3 protein-coding genes are annotated in these 2,678 nt (G+C 65.1%); all 3 read left to right on the top strand.

The genetic code is table 11. The annotated features are described in order from the left end of the window. Positions 1 to 280 (top strand): hypothetical protein (locus tag VEK15_16020; protein HXV62208.1); only part of this gene is annotated, 280 nt, incomplete at its 5' end. After that, positions 277 to 1,134: an enoyl-CoA hydratase-related protein gene (locus tag VEK15_16015; protein HXV62207.1), complete on the top strand. Its 858-nt coding sequence runs from the start codon at positions 277 to 279 to the stop codon at positions 1,132 to 1,134. The genes VEK15_16020 and VEK15_16015, both read left to right, overlap by 4 nt. Further along, positions 1,131 to 2,678: biotin carboxylase N-terminal domain-containing protein (locus VEK15_16010; protein ID HXV62206.1), on the top strand; the 1,548-nt coding region annotated here is incomplete at its 3' end. The genes VEK15_16015 and VEK15_16010, both read left to right, overlap by 4 nt.

Here is a 2,678-nt window from a genome sequence, read left to right as displayed (position 1 = left end):
CGCCTGGATTCGCGACAACATATCCGCGGAACAGGTCCGGGAATGGTTCGCTGGCATCGTACATGGACAAGTACTTCGCTACGTCGTTCCCAATCTCTGGGCTCTGAACTTCCTCCTCGAGGCCTCGCTTGGAGGGGGTGGTACGGTGAGCCTCCATACCGACGCCCAGGGCAAGACCTACGGTCAGGCGCTCCTTCGCTGCCGGGTGCGCGTTCCCGCTTCTCTTCTGGAGACGATTGCACCGGAAGATCGGGCTACGTCGAAGGAGCTCTCGTCGTGAAGGATTTTCCCGTGGATCGAATCGTCGCCCGGGCATCGACCCTGCGCGTCGAATCGCTGACGCTTGGAGTCAAGCGCATCGTGCTGGCGAGGCCTTCGGTGCGAAATGCTTTCGACGAGACGATGATGGGCGAGCTCCGCGACGTGCTCGATCACCTCGCGTCGATCCCCGAACCGGAACAGATGCGGCTTCTCATCCTCGCGGGGGAAGGGGACGTCTTCTGCGCGGGAGCGGATCTCAATTACATGAAGCGCCTCGCGGGGAAGTCGGAGGCCGAGAGTCTGGAAGACGCCCGGGGTCTCGCCACCCTTTTCTACAAACTGGCCGATTTTCCCGCGCCGGTCGTTGCCGTCGTGCAGCGAGCCGCCATGGGGGGCGGGCTCGGCCTCACCGCCTGCGCCGACTACGTGTTGAGCGAAACGGACGCGATCTTCGCGACATCCGAAGTCTTGCTCGGCATCGTCCCGGGCGTCATCAGTCCGTATCTCGTGAGAAAGCTCGGACTCGGCCACGCCGCGCCGATGATGTTGAGCGGAGCGAGGATGAGCGCCTCCCAGGCCCAGGAGTTGGGTCTCGTCCAGCGGGTGGTCTCCAAGGATCGTCTCGACGCCTCGCTCCAAGAAGTCGTGCTCGATTTCCTTGCCGCGGGCCCCGAGGCCGCCCGTCGGACCAAGGAGCTTCTGAAGCAAGCGGCACCATTGCCCGGTCCCGAGCTCATCGAGTTTACCGCCGGTCAGATTGCCGCGGCTCGCTGCTCGGCGGAAGGCAGGAAGGGACTCGAAGCGTTCTTTTCCAAAGCGCCGCCCGCCTGGGCGGCCCGGGTCCAAGCGCTGAGGCGCTCGCCCAAGCCGTGAGAAAGCTTGTCATCGCCAACCGGGGCGAGATCGCACGCCGCATCTTGCGGACGGCGCGCGAGCGCGGGTACGAGGTCGCCGTCATCTCGACCGCGACCGATCGCGACGCCCTGGTGCGGGCCGAGGCCGACGAGGTGCTGGAGGTCCCGGGCTTCCTCGATGCCGCGGCCATCGCCCGAGCGGCGAAGACCTGGGGTGCCCATCTCCTGCATCCCGGCTACGGGTTCCTCTCGGAGAATCCCGCTTTCGCCGAACGTGTCGAAGCGGAAGGCATCGTTTTTGTTGGACCCCGGCCGGAGACCATGCGGCTTTTGGGGAACAAAGTCTCTGCCAAAACACTCGCGCATGAGGTCGACGTTCCCACGCTCGCCACGGTTGGGCCGGACGCTCTCTCGAGGCTTCAGGCCGAAGGGATCGAGCCGCCTTACCTCGTGAAGGCCGCTGGCGGCGGGGGAGGGCGGGGTATGCGCGTGGTGAGGAATCGCAACGAGCTCGCGTTCGCCATCGCGCGGGCGTCCGAAGAGGCCAGGGCGGGTTTCTCGGATGCGACCGTATTCGTCGAGCAGCTTCTCGAGAACCCACGACATGTCGAGATCCAGGTCTTCGGCGACGGGAATGGCGGTGCGGTCTTTCTCGGCGAGCGTGAATGCTCGCTTCAGCGCCGCTATCAAAAAGTGATCGAAGAAGCGCCGAGCGCCGTCGTCGACCGGGAGCTCAGATGTCAAATGGGTTTGGCGGCCTTGCGGCTGGTCGAAAGCGCGCGCTACCGCGGCGCCGGTACGGTGGAGTTTCTCCTGGACGAAGCGGGCAGTTTTTACTTTCTCGAGGTCAACACCCGCTTGCAGGTCGAGCATCCCGTCACCGAAGCCGTCTTCGGCATCGACCTCGTCGGATGTCAGCTCGAGCTCGCGGAAGGAAGGTGGCCGGTCGAGCTTCCCGCCGCGTCGTCCCGAGACGTTCGCGAACCGAACCGATGGGCCATCGAAGCCAGAGTGCTCGCGGAGGATCCGCGGGCGAGGTTCGTGCCGACTCCCGGTCCGCTCCGCCGCTACCGGGAGCCTTCGGGCCGCGGATTACGGGTCGATTCCGGTGTTGCCGAGGGGGGCCGAGTGCATCCGGAGTTCGATTCGTTGATCGCAAAGGTCGTCGCCGCGGCGAGCACGAGAGAGAGGGCCATCGAGCGGTTGGAGGGAGCCCTCGAAGAAATGATCGTCCACGGACCGACGACGAACCTCCCTTTCCTGCAGAATGTTCTTCGCCATCCGGAGTTTCGAGCGGGACGATTCGGCACTCGGTTCCTCGAAGACCACCTCGATGAGCTGAATGGACCGCTTCTGCCCCCCGAGGTCTTCCGAAGCATCCAAGCCAGAGGCTTTCGAGAAAGGCTGTCGCGTGCGCTGCGCGGCGAAAGCCCGGCCGCGGAAGGTCCCTTCGCGGAGCGGTTCCGCCGCCTGGGGGACGTCGTCGACCTGCGAGTCGATCCCTTAACCGGGAGAGTCGAGCCACTCGGTGCCACGGCGACGCGGCTCGATTTCGGCGACATG

The organism is Vicinamibacteria bacterium (genome assembly GCA_035620555.1).
In the GTDB taxonomy this organism is placed as follows: domain Bacteria; phylum Acidobacteriota; class Vicinamibacteria; order Marinacidobacterales; family SMYC01; genus DASPGQ01.
The sequence above is the reverse complement of the archived record's forward strand: the minus strand, read 5'-3'. Positions and strand labels throughout refer to the sequence as shown.